Here is a 22,525-nt window from a genome sequence, read left to right as displayed (position 1 = left end):
GCTCAGAAAGGTTGTGTATGTTCGTTCTTCATGTCGCACTTCAAGGGTGTCTGCGCGGAAATAATGTCGAGTATGGGCTAACGGCCGATACCGGCGGGCATATCCGCTACTTGATGGATCTTGTCAGCGCTTGTGAAGCCTCTGACACCGCCTCCAAAATAATGATCGCAACGCGCGCCTTTCACGGCCACGGCGAGGACTATCAGCGGCCTTCCGAGGTCGTGAGCCCCCAGATTTCGATTGTACGGTTGCGTACCAATCGCCCCGATTATGTCAGCAAAGAGGATATGCATGCGGAGGTTGCATCCTTCAGCGACGCGCTGATCGCGCACCTTCGCGAACATGGGCTTCCTGACATTCTCCATGCGCATTACGCCGACGCTGCGGTCGTCGCTGCGCGGATCAAAACAGAGTTGGGCATCCCTTTCGTTTTCACGGGGCATTCGCTCGGCAGGGTGAAAATTGCGGCCATGCCGGAAATCGCATCGGACGCATCCATGACGCATCGTCTTGCGGCGGAAGAATGCGCGCTTGAACAGGCGTCCCTGATCATTGCGTCCTCGCGCGACGAGGCTGAGCTGCAATACAAGGGGTATGACAACTACGACGCCGGCAAAATCCGCGTGCTTCCGCCCGGCAGCGACCTTGATGCTTTTCAGGGCGCCCAGTCATCGGAAACTGTCGAGGTCCAGCTCGCCCGTTTCCTCGCTGAACCGATAAAGCCTGTCTTGCTTGCCATCGCGCGCCCGGTCACCAAAAAGAACCTGATCGGGCTTGTACGGGCCTACGGAAAATCGCCAGCGCTCCAGGAAGCTGCGAACCTTGTGATCCTCGCCGGCAACCGCTGCGAAATCGACGAGCTCGAACCGGATCTCGCGGACAACCTGCGCGAAATCCTTCATCTCGTCGATACCTACGATCTGTACGGCAAGATCGCCTATCCGAAGATGCATCGACCGGATCTGGTGCCAGCCTATTATGCCTATGCTCGCGATCGCGGTGGCATTTTCGTCAATCCGGCACTCAACGAACCGTTCGGATTGACGCTCCTGGAAGCCTCGGCCGTTGGTCTGCCGTTGATCGCGACAGACAGCGGCGGCCCCAATGATATCGTCGAGACCTGCGGCAACGGTGTCTTGATAGACCCGCGCGACGAGGACGGTCTTGCTTCCGCCGCGCTGAAAATTCTGGGCTGCTCCGAAACGTGGCAGACTTACTCCAAGGCCGGCGAACGTGCTGTCGCCTGTTATGACTGGGCTCGACATACCGAACGGTATCACGGCCTGCTCTCGGAGCTGATCGACAAGCCCGCAGCCAAGACGGAAAAGCCCTCGCAGCTACTGATCAGCGACATCGACAACACTCTGGTGGGATCGGTTCCGCATCTTCATGCCTTTGGCAATTGGCGGCGACAGCAGAGTGGATTGTCTTTCGGGGTCGCGACCGGTCGTTCCTTCCACAGCGCCATGGCCATTCTCGAACAGGAGGATGTGCCGAGGCCGGAAGTCATGATCACCTCGGTCGGATCCGAGATATATCACCTTAGCGAGAACGGCGTCTCCTACGAGTATGACCGGAATTGGGCCGAGCGCATCGCCGAGAACTGGGACCGAAGCGGCATCGAGAGAGTTCTGCGCAAGGCAGGCTTCCTCACCCCGCAGGCGTCGCTCGAACAGCGCGATTTCAAGCTCAGCTATTTCAGTGACGGCTCGAGCGGCGTCGTGGCACGCATCAAGGAACTGCTGGAAAAGGCCGGTTTGCGCGCGTCGGTGATCCACAGCCATCGACGGTACCTCGACGTCCTGCCGCTCAAGGCATCGAAAGGGACGGCCGTTGACTACGTCCGTCGTGGTGCTGGACTGTCTGAAAACATGGTGTTCGTCGCCGGCGATTCCGGCAACGATATCGAGATGCTTCAGGCCATCCCGCAGTCGATCATCGTCGCCAACTACTCGGATGGACTGGCCACGCTTCCTGCACTCAGCCATTCCTATATCGCCTCAGAAACCCATGCGGCAGGCATCATCGAAGGCGTTCTCCACTTCCGCAGACAGGCGGAGGCTGAATGTCTCTCAGTGTCCTGACCCTGGTTCGTGGCCGCGAGCGACATCTCGCCAACCTGATGCGCAGCCTTGGGGAGCAGTCGTGCCTTCCCAAGGAGCTCGTGATCACCTGGATGCAGCCGGAGCCTTTCGAGGATCTGCCGAGCCTGCCGTTTCCGGTCAAGCACGTGTTCGTCGAGGGAGAGGACTTGCCGCTTGCCAAGGCGCGGAACGCGGCGGCAAACGCGGCGTCGGGGGATAGACTCATGTTTCTCGACGTTGACTGCATCGCGTCGCCAACGGTTGTTGAGTCCTACTCTGCCGCCTTGAACGAGCATGACGGTATCTGTCTGAGCGAAGTTCTGTATCTGCCTGCCGAAGTGATCGACTTCCGGGGAGACTACGGTGTGCTCGACGAGCTCGGCAAACCGCATGTCTCCAAGCCTCGGTTTCCTGAATTCGGCCGTGTCGAGCAGGAACCGGATGGCGGCCAGCTTTGGGGCCTGTCCTTCGCGCTGCGAAAAAGCACGTGGCAAGCGATCGGCGGTATGGATGAGCGCTTCGTCGGTTATGGCGGGGAAGAAACCGACTTCGCCGCATCGGCAGAGCAGGCCGGAGTGAAGACCTACCGGGTGGGTGGCGCGCGCGTCTACCACCAGCATCACCCGGTCCTCATACCGCCTCTGCACAACTTCGACCCGATCCTTCGCAATGCCCGCCTCTTTCAGGAAAAGCATGGCCGCTGGTGCATGGGCTACTGGCTTGGCCAGTTCCGCGAGGCGGGGCTGATCCGATGGGCGGAGGATGGTGATGCGCTGGACGTCCTGCGCTTTCCGGACCCGACTGAAATTGAGGCCGCGCGACAGCCCGGTACCGTTCTGTATTCATAGGAATTATCGAGTATGAAAAAGCCAATCGCGTTTTTCGCCCATCATCAGGGCCGCGGACATGCCAACCGTATCATGGCCATTGCCGAGCATTTCAGCCAGGACAGGCAGGTCTCTGTTCTGACGGCCGGGCCGGACTATTTCGAGTCCGTAAGCTCAAGCGTCGAAGTCGTCGCACTGCCGAACATGATCGGCGAACCGGTCCCGACCGCGCGGCTGTTCGATGAGCCTACACCATCGGTCATGCACTGCGTTCCCTTGGGCCTGCCGTCGATGCGGAAAACGATGCGCAAGATCGTCGAGCATCTCGACGACCGCGATATTGGTCTGTTTGTCGTGGACGTGTCGTCGGAGATCGGAATGTTGGGTCGGATCTGCTCCACCCCAACAGTTCAGATGCGCCTCCACGGCGACCGCAACGACGTCGGTCATATCGGATCCTACGAAGCGATGGTCGGCATTCTGGCGCCGTTCGACGAGCGTATGGAGCAGCAGGACTATCCGCGCCATCTTCGCGACAAGACGTTCTATACGGGTGGTCTTTGCACCACCCGCGATCAGGTTCTGTCCCGTGCAGAGGCACGCCAGAGACTTGGGCTGCCCTCGGATCAGAAGATCGTGCTGGTCATGACAGGTGGCGGCGGCAGCGGCACGCCCTATGCGCCGCTGACGATTGCCGCACGAGCCGTCCCGGATGCGCTGTGGCTCGTCGCCGGTCCTGTTCTGCGGGAAGGCCATGAGACGGATTTCCCCAATTTGAAGGAACTCGGCTGGGTCGACAACGTCACGGACCATATCGCAGCGGCCGATATCGTTGTGGCCTCCGCTGGCGACAACACGGTTCATGAGATTGCGCGTGCGGCCCGGAAATTCGTGGTGATGCCCGAATGGCGGTATTTTTCCGAACAGCATCGCAAGGCATCCGAGCTCGTCCGACTTGGCGCAGCGGTTTCCGCTCCATACTGGCCGGGAGATTACGAGGGATGGCGGGGGCTTCTGCAGCGTGCCGAAGAGCTCGACACGGAAGCACTTGCAACTCTGCACGAGCCGGCCGCTGCGGCCAGGGCCGCAAACTGGCTGGAAGAGCTCTGCGACCAGCTCTGGATGGGTGGTGCGCAGCATATTGCAAGCCCGTTGCTCAAGGTCGTCTGATCATGGTCACGTTGACGACCGTCCTGCGCTCCGGGGGGCGCTACGAGCCGATCTGGGTGGAACGCCTTGCCCGCGGGGCGAGGCGGCATATTGCAGGCCTTGATCGCATCGTCTGTGTCACGGATTTCAATGAGGCAATGGACGGTGTCGAGACCGTCAAATTTCGCCATGACTGGCCGAAGTGGTGGTCGAAATTCGAGGCTTTCCGTCCCGAGCTCTCCGACGATGTCAACATACTCTGCGACCTGGACACGATCTTCATGTCCTCGGCCAGCGAGCTTGCATCAAAAGGCGATGCCGTTGTGATGGAGGATCATTTCCTGAAGTCTCGAGCGTCGACCGCGTTGATGCGCTGGAACAAAGACGATTTCTCGTTTCTGTACGAGCGGTTCAAACGCGATCCGGATCACTGGATTGCGCCGGGCAGTTGCGGAACCGTTCCCAACTCCGTGCACGGCGACCAGGTCGTGGTCGACCATTTCCTACGCGACCAGCAACCGTTCCCGGGCTTCATCCAAAACGAGTATCCTAATCTACTCGATTTCTACGATCCGGTTCGCAAGAACAGCGGACCGGTACTGATCTTCATTGGGGATTCCAAGCCCGACAACGCGACGGCCGACGTCAAGGACGCATGGCTGAACAGCTAGCACTGTCGGGAAGTGCTAGCTGCTGCCACCTCAGACTGTGAGCACCGCCCCGATTTGAGCCATTGACGCATCCATCTTCAGCACAAGTCCTGTGGGATTATATGCGACATCAACAGATCCCATCGAGCCCAGGCTCGACTTGATCAGTTTTGATCCGAAACCCTTATGCTCTGGAACGGCGACGATGGGTCCGTCCACTTCGATCCAACTAAACTGAAGCCTGTTCTCGCCACCCTGTGGCACGACAGACCACTCGATATCGATATGGCCAACCTCGTTGGAAAGCGCACCGTATTTGACGGCGTTGGTCATCAACTCGTGAAGTACCAGGCCGAAGGACATGGCAGCCTGGGGTCCGAGCATGACGGTCGTCCCACGAACCTTGACGCGGTCGCTGTCCTGCATCCCGATATTGCAGACAGTGTTGGCCACCACATCGCGCAATTCGGCTCCGCGCCAATCCTCTTGCGTCAGCATGTCATGCGCTTTGGAAAGAGCGGAGAGGCGCGACTGGATCTTGTCGCGCGCATCGTCCACCGTCTGGGCATTGCGCAAAGACTGGGTGGTGATGGCCTGCACCACGGCAAGCGTGTTTTTGACCCGGTGCGCGAGTTCGTGCATCAGCAGCTTTTGCGTTTCTTCGGCCTGCTTACGCTCGGTGATTTCGACAGATGCACCCGAAAAACGCACGGGCTCGCCGGAAGAGTCGCGGATAAGACGGCCCTTTGCGTGGACCCAGCGAACACCGCCACCTGGCTGAATGATGCGGTATTCGTTATCGAAGGTCGACTGTCCCTCGAACAACCGCCCCAGTTCCGCTTCGAACGCTGGCATGTCGTCGGGATGGAAATTCCGGGTGTATTCCTCTAGCGGCGCGCCGGCGGCTGCGCGACCCGGTTCTACCGTATAGATTTCGGCGAAGTTGGGGTCGGCATAGATCAGGTTCGTCTTCAGATCCCAATCCCAGATGCCGACCATTGTCGATGCGCCGAGAGCAAGCTGCAGGCGCTCTTCGCTTCGTGAAAGCTTGTCCTGCATGGATTTGAGCTCGGTGATATCGAGCGATACGCCGCACATCGCGACGGCCTGCCCCCGGTCATCGTGGACGAGCTGGCCACGCGCGAGCACCCAGGCCACAACACCGTCGGGACGGATGACGCGGTACTGGACATCGTAGTCCGAGCTTCCTTCCAGGGTTTCCTCCACCGCGGCTTGCATGCGGGGCAAGTCGTCGGGATGGATAGCGTTCTGCAGATCGTCATAGCTGAGGGACTGGTCCCTGTGACGACCGAAGTTTTCCCGGCACACGTCAGAGGTCTGGAGTGCCATCGTCGCGAGGTCGAGCTCCCAATACCCGAGGCTTCCAGCCTCGAGAGTTTCCTTCATCCGGCGCTCGGAGCGAATAGCTGCCTGTTCCGCCTTTTTCGTTCCTGTGATGTCGCGGGAGATGGACAGGATCCGATCGGGCTTGCCGTCTCCTCCAAGGATTGGGGAAACTTTCACTTCCCACCACCGCGAGTTTCCTTTGGCCGTTTCCGCCGTCCCGACAAAGCTACAGCTCCGTCCGGAGCGCGCAGCCTCAAGCGCTTCGCGCGCTGCCGCGTTCCCGTCGTCTTTCCAGAAATCAGGCCAAGGACAGTTGCGGATGGTTTCGAAATCGTCGATTTCCATGACGCGCATGCCGCCAGCGCTCATGAACGTAATGTTGCCGGCGAGGTCGATAACCTTGATACAGTCGTCGCTCGCGGACAGGATTTCCGCCATGAGAGCAACGTCCATCGTGTTTGCCAATGCGACTTCGTGCGGTCGCTGGGATACCGTGTTCATTGTGTATCCGATCGCAAGCGTATGGATATCCGTGTCGAAGTCATTGTCGGCCGTTTCTGAACTGCGAGTGCAAGGTAGCCGCGAGACGGCAGTGGGTGAATGTTGCGGGGAGTTCCCGGTAGTTCAATCAGTCTCAGTCACGATGCAGGCGGCGCGACGATAATGCTGGGTGGAACGGTCAACCCGATGTCGCCGCGCAGAAGTCGCGCGATGTATTCGAGAGCATTCTTCAAGCCGTTCATCGTATACGGCTTTTCGATTACACCGATTGCACCGACGAAATCTTCCGGAATGCGCTTCAGGTTTCCGGTGATGAATACGTACGGGATCCCCCGGTCGGCAAGGTGGCGCCCGACCTCGAGTCCGGTCGGGCCATCGGTCAGATGCACATCGACAAAGGCAAATTCCGGTATCTGGCCTTCCAGAATGGCCAGCGCCTTTTTCCGGTTCATGGCCTGACCGATTACAGAATGGCCCGCCGCCTCGACTTCTTCTTCGAGCTCAAGCGCCAGAAGGGCCTCGTCTTCAACGATCATGATTTTCAAGCTATGCTCCATATCAGCTATCTAGCGGCAAGATGATGCGGACAGTGGTTCGCCGACCCTCTACCTCACGTTCGATCTCGGCCTCGACCTGACGGCAGCACGTCTCCAGCATCAGCCGTCCGAATTCGTTATCCTCTTCGTCGACGTCGACTGGATCGGCCGTATCGCGGACTTCGATGATGAAATGCCCGTTTGGACGATTGACCACGAGGTGGATCTCTCCACCGCCCACGCTCAATCCGCGTCGGACCGCATCGCCAATGAGTTCATTGACGATCAGAGACAGTGGGGAGGCCTTGGCGGCGGGCACAAGAACCGGTGACAGATCCATGGTGATCCGGATATCGTCGCGCCCGAGCGATCTTACAAGGTCGATAACGTGATCGCGGGCGAAGTCGGCGACATCGAAGCGACCGACGTCGTTCGACATGAAGAGCTTGCGTTGCACCGTGCTAAGGGCCTCGACACGGTTGAGGACCGACAGGAGCGTATGCCGGACCGTTTCGTCCCGTGTTTTCCTGGCCTTGAGTTTCACGATCGAAGCGATGGTCAGCAGGTTGTTCTTGACGCGGTGGTCGACCTCGTGGACGAGGGTCGTCTTTGCCTCGAGGGCTTGGGTGAGTTCTGCTGTTCGGGCAGCGACCTCCGCCTCGGCTCTCCGACGCGCCGAAGCGGACTGCATCTCCAACGTCTTGTCGTCCGTGAAATCAAGCTGCGACGCGAAGTAGTAGAGCGGATCGCCCTGATCGTCGAACACAGGGCTGATGAAAAGAGCGTTCCAAAATGTCGAGCCGTCTTTCCGGTGGTTGACGATATCGATCGCGATCGACCTCTGGTCCCTGATCGCTTCCCTTATCTTCTGAACTGCCGCTGGGTCGGTCTCGGGTCCTTGCAAAAAACGGCAGTTGCGTCCCACCAGTTCGTCCGCCGGATATCCGGTCAGGTCACTAAAGGCCTTGTTGGAAAAGATGATCGGATTGTCGTACTGGCGCGGATCCGTGATGATCATCGGCATCCGGGTTGCTTTGAATGCTGCGGAGAAGGGATCCTTGGAAGAATGCTCTGCAAGAAGCTTGTCCCCGGCGTCCTGTGCCCCCCTTTTCGCCGAGATCGAGTCGTTCATGAGCATGCCTAATTTACAATTTGCTTTCCAACGCGTGCTCTTAGCTAAATGTTCCGCGCGGTAAAGCCACACGACGGTTTGGGTGCTTTGTGTCACGCGGCCGCTTCAGAGGCCGCATCTAAACAGCGCACAGATCTCGATCGTCGTGCGGGATATCACCGGGACAACACCAAAGACCGATGCAGCGGGAAACGAGCACTCGGGTGACAACCATCTCATATGATCGGTTCGCGCCGATATCCCTGAGCGCCTCTCGCTTGCTGATCAAGCGCTTTTCAGTAAGTGTAAATAACTGTAAATAAACGTAAATGTCAGATCCCTGATAGGAACCGCGAGGAGCTTTTGCTGTTGTTCGCTTGCTATCAAAGGAGCTGACATTGAAATACTCTGCATACCTCGCGACAGGATTGGTCGGCATACTCGTGCTGACCGGGATCTCCACTGCCAATGCCCAGATGATGGGGGCGAAGCCGCTTTCCAGGGGTGACGTTCAGCTTGTCCAGAAACAACAGGGCAAACAGCATATGCTCAAGGGCCACCGCGGTATGAAGGAACGCCGTCAGGGCTACCGGCGCCACAGCGACGGCTACTGGTACCCGCCCGCAGCATTCGCGTCTGAGGCTCCAAAGAAAAAACCAGGCCGATCCGACAAAGCTCCGTCACCGGTCAGAAAATTCTAGGAGAGAACGTGGCTCATGGGCACTCATCCTCAAGCCGTCAACGAGGTAGTGCCGCGTATTGTGCATAGCTGCACTGCAACATGCTGCCTTTCTACATTCGGATAAATGGAATATCCAGTCTTCCAACGAAGCAATGCACCTCCTCCCGCAGAGCTTCGTGTTCCAGGCGACCCACTCCTCCCAATGGGCGTCTGGCAGAACAGCGGCACTCCTCCTCCCAGCCGTTGTTCGATCTTTTCGAAAAGCCTGCCGCACCTCCTCCCGCGGCAGGCTTTTTCGTTTTGGGCGAGCCATAAGGCGCGCTCGACCGGCCTGCGCTTTGGCGCTGCAGCTTGCGCTTTGTGGCAAACAGGGATGTGAACGAAGGCGATGCGGTTCTTCTTTGAGGTTCACCTGTAGTTTTCGACAACCTTATGCCGTACCGAGCGTTTCGATCCTTTACCGACGTCGTCCAGGGAGAAGCGCGTGCCGCAGGAATTTCGTTTTGAGATGCTAGCTAAGTTCGGCTATGCCGCGCGAGGTGTCGTTTTTCTTCTGGTTGCGGCGTTGGCGCTGTTTTCGAGCTTCGGCGGCGGTCGTCCCGAAAGCAAGTCGGCCATATCGTCGTTGCTGGATCAACCGTTCGGCAAGGTGTGGGTCGGGATAATCGGCATCGGGCTTTTCTGTTTTGTGGCCTGGCGGCTTGCCCAGGCTCTGGCCGACAGTGACGGACATGGCAGCGATGCCAAAGGAATGGTCATTCGAGCAAGCCTTCTCGGCAGCGCCGTGACCTATGTCGGTCTCGGGATCTACGCAATCGGGCTTTCGGTCTTTTCGGGCGGCGGAGGCGGTGGTTCTGGAGAGAAGGGCCTGGCGACATGGATCATGTCCCAACCTTTCGGCTCCTACCTCGCCATCATCGCCGGCATTGGACTGTTCGCAGGAGGTGTCGTTACCATGATAAAGGGCCTGACGCGGAAATTCGAGAAGTATATCAGCATCCCGAGCAACGCCAGCTGGCTCACTTATGTCTGTGTATACGGTCTCGTCGCCCGCGGTGTCGTCTTTGCCGTTGTCGGCATCCTGTTTGCCTATGCCGGCTTCAAGGTCGATCCTGATCAAGCTGGCGGCATGGCTGACGCGATGGACTGGTTGAGCGAGCTGCCGGGCGGTGCGACCATCTTCATCGTCATCGCAGCCGGGCTCGCAGCGTTCGGTATCTATAACCTTGTCGCCGCAAGATACCGGACAGTCCGTGGCCCCTCCATGGCAGACGTCAAGCGCACTGTCAGCCGGCCCTTCAACTAGCCGATCGGGACCGTTGACTGGGATCCTGAACTCAGCTGGTCATCGAAATCGCGACCATCATAAACGCGTGAGGGGGTGGGAACGGTCCGTTCCCACCCCCTCATTTGCTATATCCGGCATGCCACGAAAGCAGTGACACGCCGGGCGATTTATTGCGTTAGGCGAGCATGCGCACCTTGGGTTCGCGATCCCAGTACCGCTTTGCAGCGGCCTTCAGGAAGCCGTCCATCCCGACAACACCGTCATCGGTTTCGACGCCGGCTTTCTGCAGCAGTGGCTGGGCCTCGTTCGTATGGCCGATAGCCTTGAGGTGGCCGAACGCATCCATCACCCACTGGACCGCTGCTGCTTCTCGGGTCAGCATGTCGCTGCCTTCCTTCGAGAGGAGAACCGCGACCGCGTCGAAGAGCTGTGACGGCGAACCGGCGAGCTGACCATCGGCTTTCGTTACGTTGCCGTCGGACAGTTTTGCCTTTCCGATCTTAGGCGCAACGACGAATGCGGTGGCGCCAGCCTGGCTGATGGCGTTCTTCAGATCACTCAATGCCTTCGCATCGGTGCCATCAGCAATAAGGATGCCGATCTTTCGACCCTCGACCGTCTCGACCATGTTCTTCTGGATCGACAGGGCTGGCGACGGATCGAGATCGACCGGTTCCCGTGCAGCCGGATTGGCAGCCGGAAGGTCGATTCCGAGACCATCGGCGACCCGCTGCGCCAACTCCTCGTCAACGTTCAGGAGATTGCCAAGAACGCGCGGCGGAACGTGATCGAACTCGACCTTGGAAAGCTCGAACACGAAAGACGACGCGATATGCGCTTGCTCGGACGCTGTCTGCGACTTCCAGAACATCCGTGCCTGGCTGTAATGGTCGGCAAAGAGCTCGGCGCGGACCCGCAGCTTGTCGCCCTGTTCCTGATCACCTGTCGCCCGTTCGAACGACCGGAATCCAGTTGCGGGACACTCGCGTGGGCCGCCTTCTTCTCCAGCCATTGAGAGGCTGTTGGGTTCGTAATTGGCACGACCCTTCGGAACGCTCATCTGCATCATGCCGTCACGCTGGAAGTTCTGCATGGGGCACTTCGGCGCGTTGATCGGCAGCTGATGGAAATTGGCAGTGCCGAGACGCGATTTCTGGGTATCCAGATAGGAGAACAACCGGCCCTGCAACAGCGGATCGTTGGAGAAGTCGATTCCCGGGACGACGTTCGACGGCAGGAAAGCCACCTGTTCCGTTTCGGCGAAGAAGTTATCGGGGTTGCGATCAAGCACAAGCCGACCGACGATCTTGACCGGCAAAATCTCTTCGGGGATGATCTTGGTGGAGTCGAGCACGTCGTAGGGGAGCTTGCTTGCGAATTCCTCGTCGAAAAGCTGAACGCCGAGCTCCCATTCCGGAAAATCACCACTGTCGATGGCTTCCCAGAGATCGCGACGGTGGTAGTCGTTGTCGGCGGCCTGAAGCTTGAGCGCCTCATCCCAGATCGTCGACTGAACGCCGAGCTTCGGCTTCCAGTGGAACTTCACGAAGGTCGACTTGCCCTCTTCGTTGACGAAGCGGAACGTGTGAATGCCGAAGCCCTGCATCATGCGCAGCGAGCGCGGAATGCCACGGTCCGACATGGCCCATAGAAGCATGTGGGTCGTCTCAGGCATGAGCGACGCGAAATCCCAGAAGGTACCGTGCGCGCTGCCGGCCTGCGGATAGGCGCGGTCAGCTTCCATTTTCACCGAGTGAATGAGATCGGGAAACTTGATTGCATCCTGGATAAAGAAGACCGGAATGTTGTTGCCGACCAGATCCCAGTTTCCTTCCTGCGTGTAGAATTTGACGGCGAAGCCGCGAACGTCGCGAGGGGTATCGACAGAGCCAGCGCCGCCTGCAACGGTCGAGAAGCGGACGAAAACCGGAACCTTGTCCCCTACACGCTGAAACACGTCGGCTTTTGTCACGTCACTGAGGGATTCCGTGAGCTCGAAGTAACCGTGTGCGGCAGAGCCTCTGGCATGCACGATGCGCTCAGGGATGCGTTCGTGGTCGAAATGAAAGATTTTCTCGCGGAGAACGAAGTCCTCAAGCAGGCTCGGACCGCGATTGCCGGATTTGAGACTGTTCTGATTGTCGGAGATCCGAACGCCGTGGTTTGTCGTCAGGTGGGCCTGAGCAGGATGCGAGCCATCGGACGGAACATGCTGGTGGGTCTCGCCGCCTTCACCGCGGTCCGTATCGTATGTCGTCGGGTCAGCCATTGGATGGTCCTTTGCTCGAATTCAATCCAGCAACAGATATGCCCGCGCGACGCTGCGGCAAGCGTCCGTCGGAGAGATTATCTAAGGGATTGCTTTCAAAGCTGCAGGTCAGGCACCGGAGGTGGCTGTGGGCTGGCTCCCGAGAGTGGTCAGTAAAGGCGTCTCGTAGTCCGCTGTGCCGGCATTCGTGGCCTGACCGGCGTTCGATGAGGCACTGCGGTGACGCGGTTCCGGCGGGGAGAGATGCCTATCCCACGCAGAACTTTCCCGATTGCTCTCGTAGCAAAGCAAGCCCTTGCTCTGTCACGAGGTTCATCCTCGGGTTTCCGCGGCGCCCCGCGAAAAGGTCCGGATACTGGGATGACGTGACAAGTCTCACTTCCGTTCGCGGCAGCTTCTGCAGGTGAACACTTGCACCCTTACGCGCAATATCGACGCCCAGCGCACGAAGCGCGTCAGGTGCCGCGATCCAAAGAGTGCCGCTGATGTTCAGCATCCGAATGGTGTGTCCATGGCAGGTAACGGTGTTCATTGCCCGTCCTCAGCCGTCGCGACGTCAGCCAGGCCGTCGCTCGAAATCGCAACGACGACGGCTTTCGCCGGAGAAACAGGTGTATCTTCAACCGCTCCGAAAAATCCTGACAGCATCCGTAAATCCTTCGTGAACCACCGATTATGTGCATTGCACAAAACTAGACGGCGGTTATATACGTGCCCGACTGTATGTAAACTATCCTTGTGCGGAGCACTCGATGCCTAAGGCGTTGCGATCTATCCTGACCATCACCTGCCTCCTCGCCCTCGTCGGGTGCCAGAAGGAAGAAGCCGCAGCACCTCCGGCGCCGCCGCCATCGCCCGTTGGAGTGGTGACGGTACAGCCCGAGACCTTGCCGATCACCAGCGATCTGCCCGGACGTATCGCTCCGACCCGTCTCGCCGAGGTGCGCCCGCGTATCTCCGGGATTATCGTCGAGCGCGTCTTCGAACAGGGCTCCATCGTCAAGGCGGGCGACGTGCTTTACCGCATCGACCCGGCACCGTTCCAGGTTCAGGTCGACAGCGCGCAGGCCACGCTTCGGAGTGCGCAGGCAGCGCAGATGCAGGCTCGCCAGACCGCCGATCGTCAGACCCAGCTCAGCAAATCGAACGTCGCCACTCGCCAGGACCTCGATACCGCGATCTCTGCACTGGCGCAGGCGGACGCTCAAGTCGCCGTCGCCCAGGCCGGCCTTGCCCAGGCCGAGCTCAGCCTGCAATACGCCAATGTCACGGCACCAATCAGCGGCCGCATCGGCCGTGCGCTGATCACGGAAGGCGCCCTGGTCAGCTCGACTGGCTCTGAAAACCTCGCGACCATCCAGCAGCTCGACCCGATCTATGCGGACTTCACCCAACCGGCCGCCGATCTGATCCGCCTGCGCAAGGCGCTGCAGGACGGCAAGCTGATGACGGGACCGAACGAGGCGAACGCCTATCTCATGCTCGACGACGGCACCAAATACCCGGAAACGGGCCGTTTGCTGTTTTCGGAAGCAGCGGTCGATGAAACCACTGGGCAGGTGACCCTGCGCGGTGAATTCCCCAATACCAATGGGGATCTCCTCCCGGGCATGTATGTCCGCGTGCAGATCGAGGAAGGTCTGGAGCGCGACGCCTTCGCCGTGCCGCAGCAGGCCCTGCAGCGCGATTCCGGCGGCCAGGCGAGCGTGCTCGTGGTCGGCGCCGAAGACAAGGTCGAGCAGCGCCGCGTCACCGTCGGTCGTGCGCTTGGCGAACGCTGGGTCATCTCGCAGGGCCTCAAGGCCGGCGACCGCGTGATTGCGGAGGGGTTCCAGAAGACGGCTCCCGGCGCCACCGTTAAGCCTGAGCCCTGGTCCGCGGACAAGCCGGCGACGGAGCAGTCGGCGCAAGGCGACGCCAATGCGGCTCCTGCAGAGCCGGCGAAGAAGTAAGGACCAGGTTACATGGCAAGTTTCTTCATCGACCGGCCGATCTTCGCCTGGGTCGTCGCAATCTTCATCATGCTCGCAGGCGTGCTGACAATTCCGATGCTGCCGATCGCGCAGTATCCGAATGTCGCGCCGCCGCAGATCACCGTCTCCACCAACTATCCCGGCGCTTCGCCAGACGATATCTACCAAGGCGTGACGCGTCCGATCGAAGAAGAACTGAACGGCGTTCCCGGGCTGATCTATTTCGAATCGACGTCTGAATCGTCGGGCCGCGTGTCCATCAACGTCACCTTCGCACCCGGTACGAATATCGGCGAAGCGCAGGTCGAGGTGCAGAACCGCATCGCCCGCGCCGAACCCCGCCTGCCGGGCGCCGTCACATCGCAGGGCGTGCGCGTCGAGCAGGCAGGCACATCGTTCCTCATGGTCGTGTCGCTGACCTCCACGGACGGCAATACTGACGTCATTGGTCTCGGCGACTATCTGAACCGCAACGTGCTTGGCGAGATCCGCCGCGTGCCCGGCGTCGGCAGTGCTCAGTTGTTCGCGACCCAGCGCTCCATGCGGATCTGGATGGATCCCGACAAGATGGTCGGCCTCAAGCTGACGGCCTCCGATGTTACGGCTGCGATCAGCGCCCAGAACGCGCAGGTCGCCGCCGGTCGTATCGGCGCGACGCCGAACCCAATCGGCCAGCAGATTTCCGCAACCATCAACGTCCAGGGCCAGCTGACCAATCCCGAGGCGTTCGGAGCGATCGTGTTGCGTGCCAATCCCGATGGTTCGTCGGTGCGGTTGCGCGATGTCGCTCGCATCGAGGTCGGCGGCGAAAGCTACAACTTCTCCAGCCGCCTCAACGGCAAGCCAAGCGCTGCCATCGGCGTCCAGCTGTCGCCGACCGCCAATGCACTCGATACGGCGAAAGGCGTGCGCGCGGTCATGACCGAGCTGCAGCAGTATTTCCCGTCCGGCATCGAATACGAGATCCCGTACGATACCAGCCCGTTCGTGGAAGTCTCGATCGAGAAGGTCATCCATACGCTGATCGAGGCGATGATCCTCGTCTTCGTGGTGATGTACGTCTTCCTTCAGAACATCCGCTACACGCTGATCCCGACACTGGTCGTCCCGGTGGCGCTGCTTGGCACCTGTGCGGTGATGTATGTCTCCGGCTTCTCCATCAATGTGCTCACCATGTTTGCGATGGTGCTCGCGATCGGCATTCTCGTCGACGACGCCATCGTCGTCGTCGAAAACGTCGAGCGCATCATGGCGCAGGAAAAGCTGTCGCCGAAGGAAGCGACCCGCAAGGCGATGGGCCAGATTTCGGGCGCCATCATCGGCATCACGCTCGTCCTGAGTGCGGTGTTCATCCCGATGGCCTTCTTCCCCGGTGCGGTCGGCATCATCTATCAGCAGTTCTCGCTGACCATGGTGGTCTCGATCCTGTTCTCGGGTTTCCTTGCCCTGTCGCTCACGCCCGCACTGTGCGGTTCGTTCCTCAAGCCGATCAAAGGCGATCACCACGAGAAGAAGGGCGTCTTCGGCATTTTCAACCGCGGTTTCGACAAGGCTTCGCACGGCTATTCCCGCACGGTCGGTGGCATCATCAAGCGATCCGGTCGCTTCATGGTCATCTACGTCGCGCTTCTGGTCGGCCTCGGCTGGGCCTATCTGCAGCTGCCGAGCTCGTTCCTGCCCAACGAAGACCAAGGCTTCCTGATCGTCGACGTTCAGGCACCGGCCGAGGCAAGCACCGACCGCACCACCGAGGTCGTCGCGCAGATCGAAAAGATCGCGCTCAGTGAAAAGGCTGTCGAGCGCATTATCGCCATCAACGGCTATTCCTTCTCCGGCAGCGGCCAGAATGCCGCGCTCGCCTTCATCACCCTGAAGGACTGGTCGGATCGCGGTCCCGAGGATTCGGCTGATGCGATCGCAAAGAGGATCAACGGCCAGATCTTCGGCATCCGCGATGCGATCGCGTTCTCTCTATCGCCGCCGCCGATCCAGGGTCTCGGCAACTCGTCCGGCTTTACCTTCCGATTGCAGGATCGTGCCGGCAACGGCCAGACGGCACTTGGCGCGGCGCGCGACCAGTTGATGGCCGCAATTGCCAAGAGCCCGGTTCTCGCAGGCGTTCGCATCGAAGGCATGCCGGATGCGGCGCAGGTGAACCTCCTCATCGACCGTGAGAAAGCCAACACGTTCGGCGTCACATTCGGTGACATCAACTCGACGATCACCGCAAACCTCGGCTCGTCCTATGTGAACGACTTCCCGAATGCGGGACGCATGCAGCGCGTGCAGGTTCAGGCCGACGGCAAGCAGCGCATGAAGACAGAAGACCTGCTGCGGCTCAACGTCCGCAACGCCAATGGCGGCATGGTGCCGATGGCCTCATTCGCGTCGGTCGAATGGGTCCGGGGCCCGTCGCAGGTTGTTGGCTATAACGGCTACCCGTCGATCCGCATCGCCGGCCAGGCAGCACCGGGCTTCTCCTCCGGTGACGCCATCACCGAGATGGAACGGCTTGCCGGCGAACTGCCGAACGGTTTCGGTTACGAATGGACCGGCCAGTCGCTGCAGGAAATCCAGTCGGGGTCGCAGGCACCCGCCCTGATCGCGCTCAGCGTGCTCTTCGTGTTCCTGCTGCTGGCAGCCTTGTACGAAAGCTGGTCGATCCCGATCTCGGTCATGCTCGTCGTGCCGCTCGGGGTCATCGGTTCGGTTGCGGCCGTCATGATTCGGGGAATGTCGAATGACGTCTACTTCCTCGTGGGTCTGATCGCCATTATCGGTCTGTCGGCGAAGAACGCCATTCTGATCATCGAGTTCGCCAAGGACCTCCGCGCCGAAGGCCGCTCCACATTTGATGCGACGGTCGAGGCAGCGCATCTGCGCTTCCGCCCGATCCTGATGACGTCGCTTGCGTTCACCCTCGGCGTCGTTCCAATGGCAATTGCCACTGGTGCCAGTGCTGCCAGTCAGAATGCGATCGGCACCGGCGTGCTCGGCGGGATGATCTCGGCGACCTTGCTGGCCATCTTCTTCGTTCCCGTGTTCTTCGTCTTCGTGATGAAAGTCTTCCGCGTGAAGGAGCCGAACCACGAAGCAGAAAAGGCAGCTCCCGAACCGGCGGAGTAGGGGAGAGCGGGAAGAGGAGGACAAGGATGAGACGAACGAAAGCCGAAGCGGCCGAGACGCGCTGTGCCGTCCTGACCGCAGCCGAGCAGCTTTTTTTCGAGAAGGGCGTCGCCAACAGTACTCTGGACGAAATCGCGGCTGCCGCGGGTGTCACACGTGGAGCGGTCTACTGGCACTTTGCCAGCAAGAGCGACCTGTTCCTCCAACTCTACAACGCGGCGCAGCTTCCCCGGGTCGACATGAGCGACGCTGCCGGCTCGGGTTGCGAGGATACTGATCCGATCTCGGCGGTGGAAACCATTGCTCTCGACTGGTTTGGGATGCTCGCAAGCGACGTCCAGCGTCAGCGGCTCCTCACGATCCTTCTGAGAACGAACTTCGAACATGAGTTCGAACCTGTCCTGCAGGAGATGGACGCCCTCAGCGCTGAGCACACTAAAAACATGGAGCGCATCTTTGCCAAGGCTGAAGACAAGGGACAGCTGTCACCCTTGTGGACTCCTGCCGCGTGCAGCCGCGCCGTGCACTGGCAGATGAAGGGTATCTGCTGGGAGTGGCTGCTGTTTGGCCGGAAGTTCGACCTCGTCACCCTGGGCGGAGACAGCGTCCGAAAGCTGTTCGCGACCTTCAGGCGCTAATCGTGATGGATGGGGAGAAATCGGCAGGCTCGGTCAAGCAAGTGGACATTGTCGCCGGATCTGTCGATGCTATGCTTTCCCCGATGACCGATATCTTCCAGGTCTATACCGACGGTTCGTTCGACGCCACTTCCCGATCTGGCGGCTGGGCGATCGTCGCTTTCAAAGGCGACGTGCAGATCCATGTCGCCTCGGGGACGACGATCGGCAGCTCGAACAATACGTTCGAGGTGCTGTCTGTCATGCGCGCGGCGTCTTGGCTTGAAGCCGAAGCGACGGGAATGGCTGCGGTGATATGGACCGATTCCGCCCATGTCGTCGAAGGGTGTCTTCGATGGCGGTTCATCTGGCGATGCAACGGCTGGAAGCGGGTAAGATCAAACCCGCACGAACGTCGTCGGCCAATCCCGGATGCAGATGTCTGGCGCGACTTGGACACTCTCCTGGAGCGCAACCCGCTTATAGCAATTCAATTGTGCAAAGGGCATTCCGGGATCCCCGGAAACGACCTGGCCGATGCGGCAGCGAGATCCGCCTTGGGGGGATAAGGCACGTTGCCGGCTCCCGAGCGCGAAAGACCTGCTGAACATGACAGAAGTCATGTGGCGGACTTGCAACTGTGATTGTGCAGTCGCTACTGCAAGATCATCTTTATTAGCTCTTTCCGTTAGCAAACAGCGCGACTCTGATAGTGGATTGAATCACCGATCAGGCATCGGACCACTAAAGGATATGTCATGAACACTCTCTCAAAAGCCCTGGCCACCGTTCTCCTCGCCTCGGCAATCGCAGTCCCGGTGTCTGCCGCAGATCTCGCGCCCATGGAAACTCCGCTTGCCGCACCGGCGACGTCAGGTTTTTACTTTGGTTCGCTGAGCTCCGTAAACTTCCTTGACGATACAGGCTTTGATTTCGGCGCCGCGTCGGTGTCCACCGAGTATGATGTCGGCTACTACAGCGCACTGCGCGCCGGCTATAACTTCGGATCGATGGGCTTCGTTTCGCCGCGCCTCGAGCTTGAACTTGGTTACGGCAGCGCGTCTGTCGACGAACACAGCGTTTCCGGATTTGGCGGCGTTGGCGGTATCGACTCCTACGGCGACGCTCGCTCGTTCCAGGGCTATGTCAACGGCTATCTCGATATCCCGCTTGCAGCTGAAGGCGCAGTCAGCGCGATCACGCCTTACGTTGGCGGCGGTGCAGGTTTCATGAACCTGGAACTGCGCAAGCAGGGCGTCAGCGGAACCGGTACCGGCACGCTGATGGATGATTCCGACACCCAGTTCGCCTACCACCTTGATGCCGGCGTTGGCATCAATCTGCAGGCTATCGGTCTGTTCACGAACACGTCGCTGTTCGACAACACGACGTTCGATATCGGGTATCGTTTCACAGCTGCCGACGATTTCAACTTCGAGGCCCGCGACGGATCCACGTCGAGCACCGACTTCCGCAGCCATGCTGTGACATTCGGCCTGCGTCGCCAGTTTTGATCTGAGGGTCTGGCCGGTTTCGCGACCGGCCAGACCTATTCTGCTTGAGACGTTTCAGATCTCGCCCTCGGGCTTTTCGCCCTTGGCGTCTTCAAGGCCTTTTTCGGCCTTCTTCAGCAAATCCTCACGGTCCTTGTCGGCATTCTCGCTCGTGCGATCCGCATCGCTTCCGGTCTTTTTGTCGTCACTCATTTTATTCTCCTTCTGGTCAGAGATTCACGATGGCCAGATGGTCCAGAACATAATTCCGACCACCACGATGAACGACAGCGGCAGCGCCAGGAACCGCAGCATGCCAGTGCCTGTGTTGTCCCGGCCCAGCCAGGCGAACCACCAGTCCGGGCCTTGATTTCCGCTCTGTGACATCAGCGCCCTTTCACTTGGTTGTGCCGTATCCGGGCGTAGCCGTTTTCTCCGAGGCGTCTTTGCGTTCCTGCTCCGGAGTACGCGTCGTGTCGACGCTTTCCTTGAAGCGCTGGTGCCCATCATTTTCGATCAGCGTTTTGTCGGCGTCCTCGGTAACCGGTGGGTTCTTCACGGTCATTCCTTCCAGTCCTGTCACGACGAGCTCATGAGCCCGTAGATGACGATTGCGATATACAGGCTGAAGGCGCCGAGCACGTATATGCCAAGCACGACGATCACTCCGCGCCCTAACAGTCCCTTCTTCTTTCGGACTTCAGGCGGGTCTCTCATTTTGTCGATACTGGGTTCATCTTCGGGCTTCATCGCATTTCCTTTCATTCAAGGAGGCGAACAGTCCGCGAGCCGCATAGTTCCGGCCGTTTCGAGGCGCAGCGGAATGTGAGGACAATCCGTACGGCATATCCGCCAGTGCCGCCTTCTTTTGAAATTTAAACGCAAAATTTCGGCGAGACGTCGATCTCGCCGAAATCCGGTGTTTACCCTGCGTTTACTGCTGCGGTTCGTGGAACGGACAGCCGTTGAACTTGGCTCTGAAGTCGGCAGAGTGGCGGTAGGTTTCGTTACGTGCCCGGTTGATGCCGCCGAGAGGCTGGTGATCTGCAAGGCCGGTCCAGACGCTGAACCGCATTTGCTCGTCGACTTTCTGCACCTTGGCGTCGCTCCAGCTATCCTGCGGAGCGGCGCTCAAAGTTGCAACGGTCACGAACGGAGCTTCGTCTTCCTTCCATTCTACGGTCGGATCCTCGATCGGTTGCGCTTCGATATCGCGACAAAGCTGGACCTGGAATTCCCACAGGCCTCGCGTTTCCTGCATTTCCGCCTGGACCGTCTCACGGATGGCGTTCTCGCGGACGCTGGCATCGATTTCGGTTCCGGTGCGCTTGGTCAGATCCGGTGAGATCGGCTTCACGCGGAACTTCGCGACGTAGTCACCATAGCGGAACGGCGTGACACTGAAATAGGTCTCGCCGAGCGGATCGACATTCGGCGCGCCGCCGAGCGACTGAATGGTGGGGCTCGTCACGCCGACGGCTTCGAGGCCCTTGTTGACGGTCTGAAGCACGCTGGACATCACGGTCTTTGTGCCTTCCAGCTTGTCCGTGGTCTTGGCAAGGAGCTTGAGGCTGGAGAGAAATTTCTTCGGATCCGGCGTCTGGAAGATCGGGCCGTTGACCATCACGAAGTCCTGGTTATTGCCGTCCGCGCCAGGCAGGCGGGTACCCTCGACGCCGACAACCTTGATCGCCAACCCGCGTGGAAGAGCAACAGCGTCGGGCAAGATGTCGCCGGCGTTTGTGGAAAGACGCATGTAGACCGGATGTTCGCCCGGTTTGGCAAACAGACCTTGCGCAAACTCGGGCGGCAGCCCGTCCTTGACGGTCATTGTACCCTCAAGAATGCCGTGTGCTTTTGCGTGCACGGACCGAACGGCATGGCCGTAATCCTCGGCAGTCTTTTCAAGAATGATGTCGAACTGATCGATTAGACCCGAGATCGTCTCGCGCTCATCAGGTTTGACTGTTTCGAGGTCTGGGGAATAACGGACGGGCGTGGCTGCAATCATCTGGCGCTCCTTCAAAATCGAAAAACGCCAGAATAGTGCTTCTGGTTCCAGCTCAAGCTAATATGCTCGCCGGCTGAGGATGCGGCCCATCGGGGAGCCGCATCCCGAGTAGTCACTCAGGCGCTACGGGCCTGCTGTGGGTGTTTGCCCTCTTCGAATTCCTCGACGATCTTCGCGCAGAAAGCCGGCAAATCCTTCGGGGTGCGGCTCGTCACGAGCCCCTTGTCGACAACAACTTCCTTGTCGACCCAGATGCCACCAGCGTTCTCAATGTCCTTGCGAACTGTCGGATACGATGTCACCGTCCGGCCATTCAGGACGTCTGCTTCGACGAGAAGCCACGGTGCATGACAGATGACGCCCACGGGTTTTGCCTGCTGGAAGAATGCGTGCACGAAGGCGATCGTCGCCTTGTCGGCTCTCAGCTTGTCGGCGCCCACGCATCCGCCCGGAATGACGAGGCCGTCGAACTCGTCAGCCGAAACATCACTGACCGTCTTGTCAACGGTATAGCTGCTCCCGGCGTCGAGGTCGTTGTTGTTCGTCTGGGCCTCGCCGCTTTCAAGGCCGATGACAGTGACCGTTGCACCGGCTGCCTCGACCGCGTCTTTCGGCTGCTTGAACTCGGGCTCTTCAGTGCCGCGCGGAGCAATAAGAATGGCGATTTTTTTGCCTTGAAGGGTCATCGTGTTTCCTCACTTTTCTTGATGTGGAGGAGCGTTAATGACGGTTGGCATGAAAAGTTTCATCCAGCCGAACACTTCGACTTGTCACCTTGCTCTGCCGCCAGTCGAAGTTTCCGGAGGCGCTCGCTTTTTTCCTCCCGACGTCGCCGTTCGTCATCTGCAGTCTCGCGCGCAA

21 protein-coding genes are annotated in these 22,525 nt (G+C 59.4%); 11 read left to right on the top strand and 10 right to left on the bottom strand.

Annotated features, from left to right (window positions below; genetic code table 11):
• Positions 1-17: 17 nt before the first annotated feature.
• The 4 genes from ASF70_RS05785 to ASF70_RS05770 are packed head-to-tail and all read left to right on the top strand — an operon-like array spanning position 18 to position 4,731.
• On the top strand, positions 18-2,084 hold the full coding sequence (locus tag ASF70_RS05785) for an HAD-IIB family hydrolase (RefSeq protein ID WP_062578172.1): 2,067 nt from the start codon (positions 18-20) through the stop codon (positions 2,082-2,084).
• Complete coding sequence (locus ASF70_RS05780) at positions 2,066-2,932, top strand: galactosyltransferase-related protein (RefSeq protein ID WP_062578170.1); 867 nt, start codon at positions 2,066-2,068, stop codon at positions 2,930-2,932. The genes ASF70_RS05785 and ASF70_RS05780 overlap by 19 nt, the downstream gene beginning before the upstream one ends.
• Positions 2,933-2,944: 12 nt before the next feature.
• Complete coding sequence (locus ASF70_RS05775) at positions 2,945-4,081, top strand: glycosyltransferase (protein WP_062578168.1); 1,137 nt, start codon at positions 2,945-2,947, stop codon at positions 4,079-4,081.
• A gap of 2 nt (positions 4,082-4,083) precedes the next feature.
• The gene (locus ASF70_RS05770; RefSeq protein WP_062578166.1) at positions 4,084-4,731 is read left to right on the top strand and encodes a hypothetical protein; all 648 of its coding nucleotides are present in this window, start codon (positions 4,084-4,086) and stop codon (positions 4,729-4,731) included.
• A 30-nt stretch (positions 4,732-4,761) separates the two neighbouring features.
• On the opposite strand, the gene ASF70_RS05765 is transcribed toward ASF70_RS05770, so the two are convergent.
• The 3 genes from ASF70_RS05765 to ASF70_RS05755 all read right to left on the bottom strand — a co-directional run bounded on the left by ASF70_RS05765 (position 4,762) and on the right by ASF70_RS05755 (position 8,226).
• The gene (locus ASF70_RS05765; protein ID WP_062578164.1) at positions 4,762-6,558 is read right to left on the bottom strand and encodes a PAS domain-containing sensor histidine kinase; all 1,797 of its coding nucleotides are present in this window, start codon (positions 6,556-6,558) and stop codon (positions 4,762-4,764) included.
• A gap of 137 nt (positions 6,559-6,695) precedes the next feature.
• Positions 6,696-7,103, bottom strand: coding sequence for a response regulator (locus ASF70_RS05760; protein WP_062578161.1), 408 nt, complete (start codon positions 7,101-7,103; stop codon positions 6,696-6,698).
• Between the two features lie 13 nt (positions 7,104-7,116).
• Positions 7,117-8,226: a PAS domain-containing protein gene (locus ASF70_RS05755; protein WP_062578440.1), complete on the bottom strand. Its 1,110-nt coding sequence runs from the start codon at positions 8,224-8,226 to the stop codon at positions 7,117-7,119.
• A 377-nt stretch (positions 8,227-8,603) separates the two neighbouring features.
• Between ASF70_RS05755 and ASF70_RS05750 the strand changes: the two genes are divergently transcribed.
• Together ASF70_RS05750 and ASF70_RS05745 are read left to right on the top strand one after the other, a co-directional pair.
• On the top strand, positions 8,604-8,906 hold the full coding sequence (locus ASF70_RS05750) for a hypothetical protein (protein ID WP_156461779.1): 303 nt from the start codon (positions 8,604-8,606) through the stop codon (positions 8,904-8,906).
• A 465-nt stretch (positions 8,907-9,371) separates the two neighbouring features.
• The gene (locus ASF70_RS05745; RefSeq protein WP_062459479.1) at positions 9,372-10,193 is read left to right on the top strand and encodes a DUF1206 domain-containing protein; all 822 of its coding nucleotides are present in this window, start codon (positions 9,372-9,374) and stop codon (positions 10,191-10,193) included.
• 157 nt (positions 10,194-10,350) lie between these two features.
• On the opposite strand, the gene ASF70_RS05740 is transcribed toward ASF70_RS05745, so the two are convergent.
• The gene (locus ASF70_RS05740; RefSeq protein ID WP_062578158.1) at positions 10,351-12,444 is read right to left on the bottom strand and encodes a catalase; all 2,094 of its coding nucleotides are present in this window, start codon (positions 12,442-12,444) and stop codon (positions 10,351-10,353) included.
• 752 nt (positions 12,445-13,196) lie between these two features.
• On the opposite strand from ASF70_RS05740, the gene ASF70_RS05730 reads away from it, so the two are divergent.
• From ASF70_RS05730 to ASF70_RS05710, 5 genes are all read left to right on the top strand, one after another.
• On the top strand, positions 13,197-14,396 hold the full coding sequence (locus tag ASF70_RS05730; RefSeq protein WP_113111521.1) for an efflux RND transporter periplasmic adaptor subunit: 1,200 nt from the start codon (positions 13,197-13,199) through the stop codon (positions 14,394-14,396).
• 12 nt (positions 14,397-14,408) lie between these two features.
• Positions 14,409-17,543 (top strand): efflux RND transporter permease subunit, encoded by a 3,135-nt coding sequence (locus ASF70_RS05725; protein WP_062578154.1) that lies wholly within the window; start codon positions 14,409-14,411, stop codon positions 17,541-17,543.
• A 26-nt stretch (positions 17,544-17,569) separates the two neighbouring features.
• Positions 17,570-18,181 carry a TetR family transcriptional regulator gene (locus tag ASF70_RS05720; protein ID WP_062578152.1) on the top strand — a complete coding sequence of 204 codons (612 nt, stop codon included), beginning with the start codon at positions 17,570-17,572 and terminating at the stop codon, positions 18,179-18,181.
• Positions 18,182-18,186: 5 nt separating this feature from the next.
• Positions 18,187-18,729: an RNase H family protein gene (locus ASF70_RS05715; RefSeq protein WP_348270991.1), complete on the top strand. Its 543-nt coding sequence runs from the start codon at positions 18,187-18,189 to the stop codon at positions 18,727-18,729.
• 189 nt (positions 18,730-18,918) lie between these two features.
• Positions 18,919-19,674 (top strand): porin family protein, encoded by a 756-nt coding sequence (locus ASF70_RS05710; RefSeq protein WP_062578150.1) that lies wholly within the window; start codon positions 18,919-18,921, stop codon positions 19,672-19,674.
• Positions 19,675-19,728: 54 nt separating this feature from the next.
• On the opposite strand, the gene ASF70_RS23915 is transcribed toward ASF70_RS05710, so the two are convergent.
• From ASF70_RS23915 to ASF70_RS05700, 6 genes are all read right to left on the bottom strand, one after another.
• Positions 19,729-19,866: a hypothetical protein gene (locus ASF70_RS23915; RefSeq protein ID WP_156461778.1), complete on the bottom strand. Its 138-nt coding sequence runs from the start codon at positions 19,864-19,866 to the stop codon at positions 19,729-19,731.
• 24 nt (positions 19,867-19,890) lie between these two features.
• Positions 19,891-20,040, bottom strand: a complete 150-nt coding sequence (locus ASF70_RS23910) for a hypothetical protein (protein WP_156461777.1) — start codon at positions 20,038-20,040, stop codon at positions 19,891-19,893.
• 10 nt (positions 20,041-20,050) lie between these two features.
• Positions 20,051-20,218 carry a hypothetical protein gene (locus ASF70_RS23905; RefSeq protein WP_156461776.1) on the bottom strand — a complete coding sequence of 56 codons (168 nt, stop codon included), beginning with the start codon at positions 20,216-20,218 and terminating at the stop codon, positions 20,051-20,053.
• Positions 20,219-20,232: 14 nt separating this feature from the next.
• A complete protein-coding gene (locus ASF70_RS23900; protein WP_156461775.1) occupies positions 20,233-20,403 on the bottom strand; it encodes a hypothetical protein in 171 nt (56 codons plus the stop codon).
• A gap of 184 nt (positions 20,404-20,587) precedes the next feature.
• Entirely contained in the window at positions 20,588-21,664 is a 1,077-nt protein-coding gene (locus ASF70_RS05705) for a catalase family protein (protein WP_062578148.1), read from the bottom strand.
• A 116-nt stretch (positions 21,665-21,780) separates the two neighbouring features.
• On the bottom strand, positions 21,781-22,350 hold the full coding sequence (locus ASF70_RS05700) for a type 1 glutamine amidotransferase domain-containing protein (RefSeq protein ID WP_062459496.1): 570 nt from the start codon (positions 22,348-22,350) through the stop codon (positions 21,781-21,783).
• Between the last annotated feature and the right edge of the window lie 175 nt (positions 22,351-22,525).

The organism is Rhizobium sp. Leaf321 (genome assembly GCF_001423215.1).
Taxonomy (GTDB): domain Bacteria; phylum Pseudomonadota; class Alphaproteobacteria; order Rhizobiales; family Rhizobiaceae; genus Neorhizobium; species Neorhizobium soli.
This window is presented reverse-complemented; position numbering and strand designations above follow the sequence as displayed.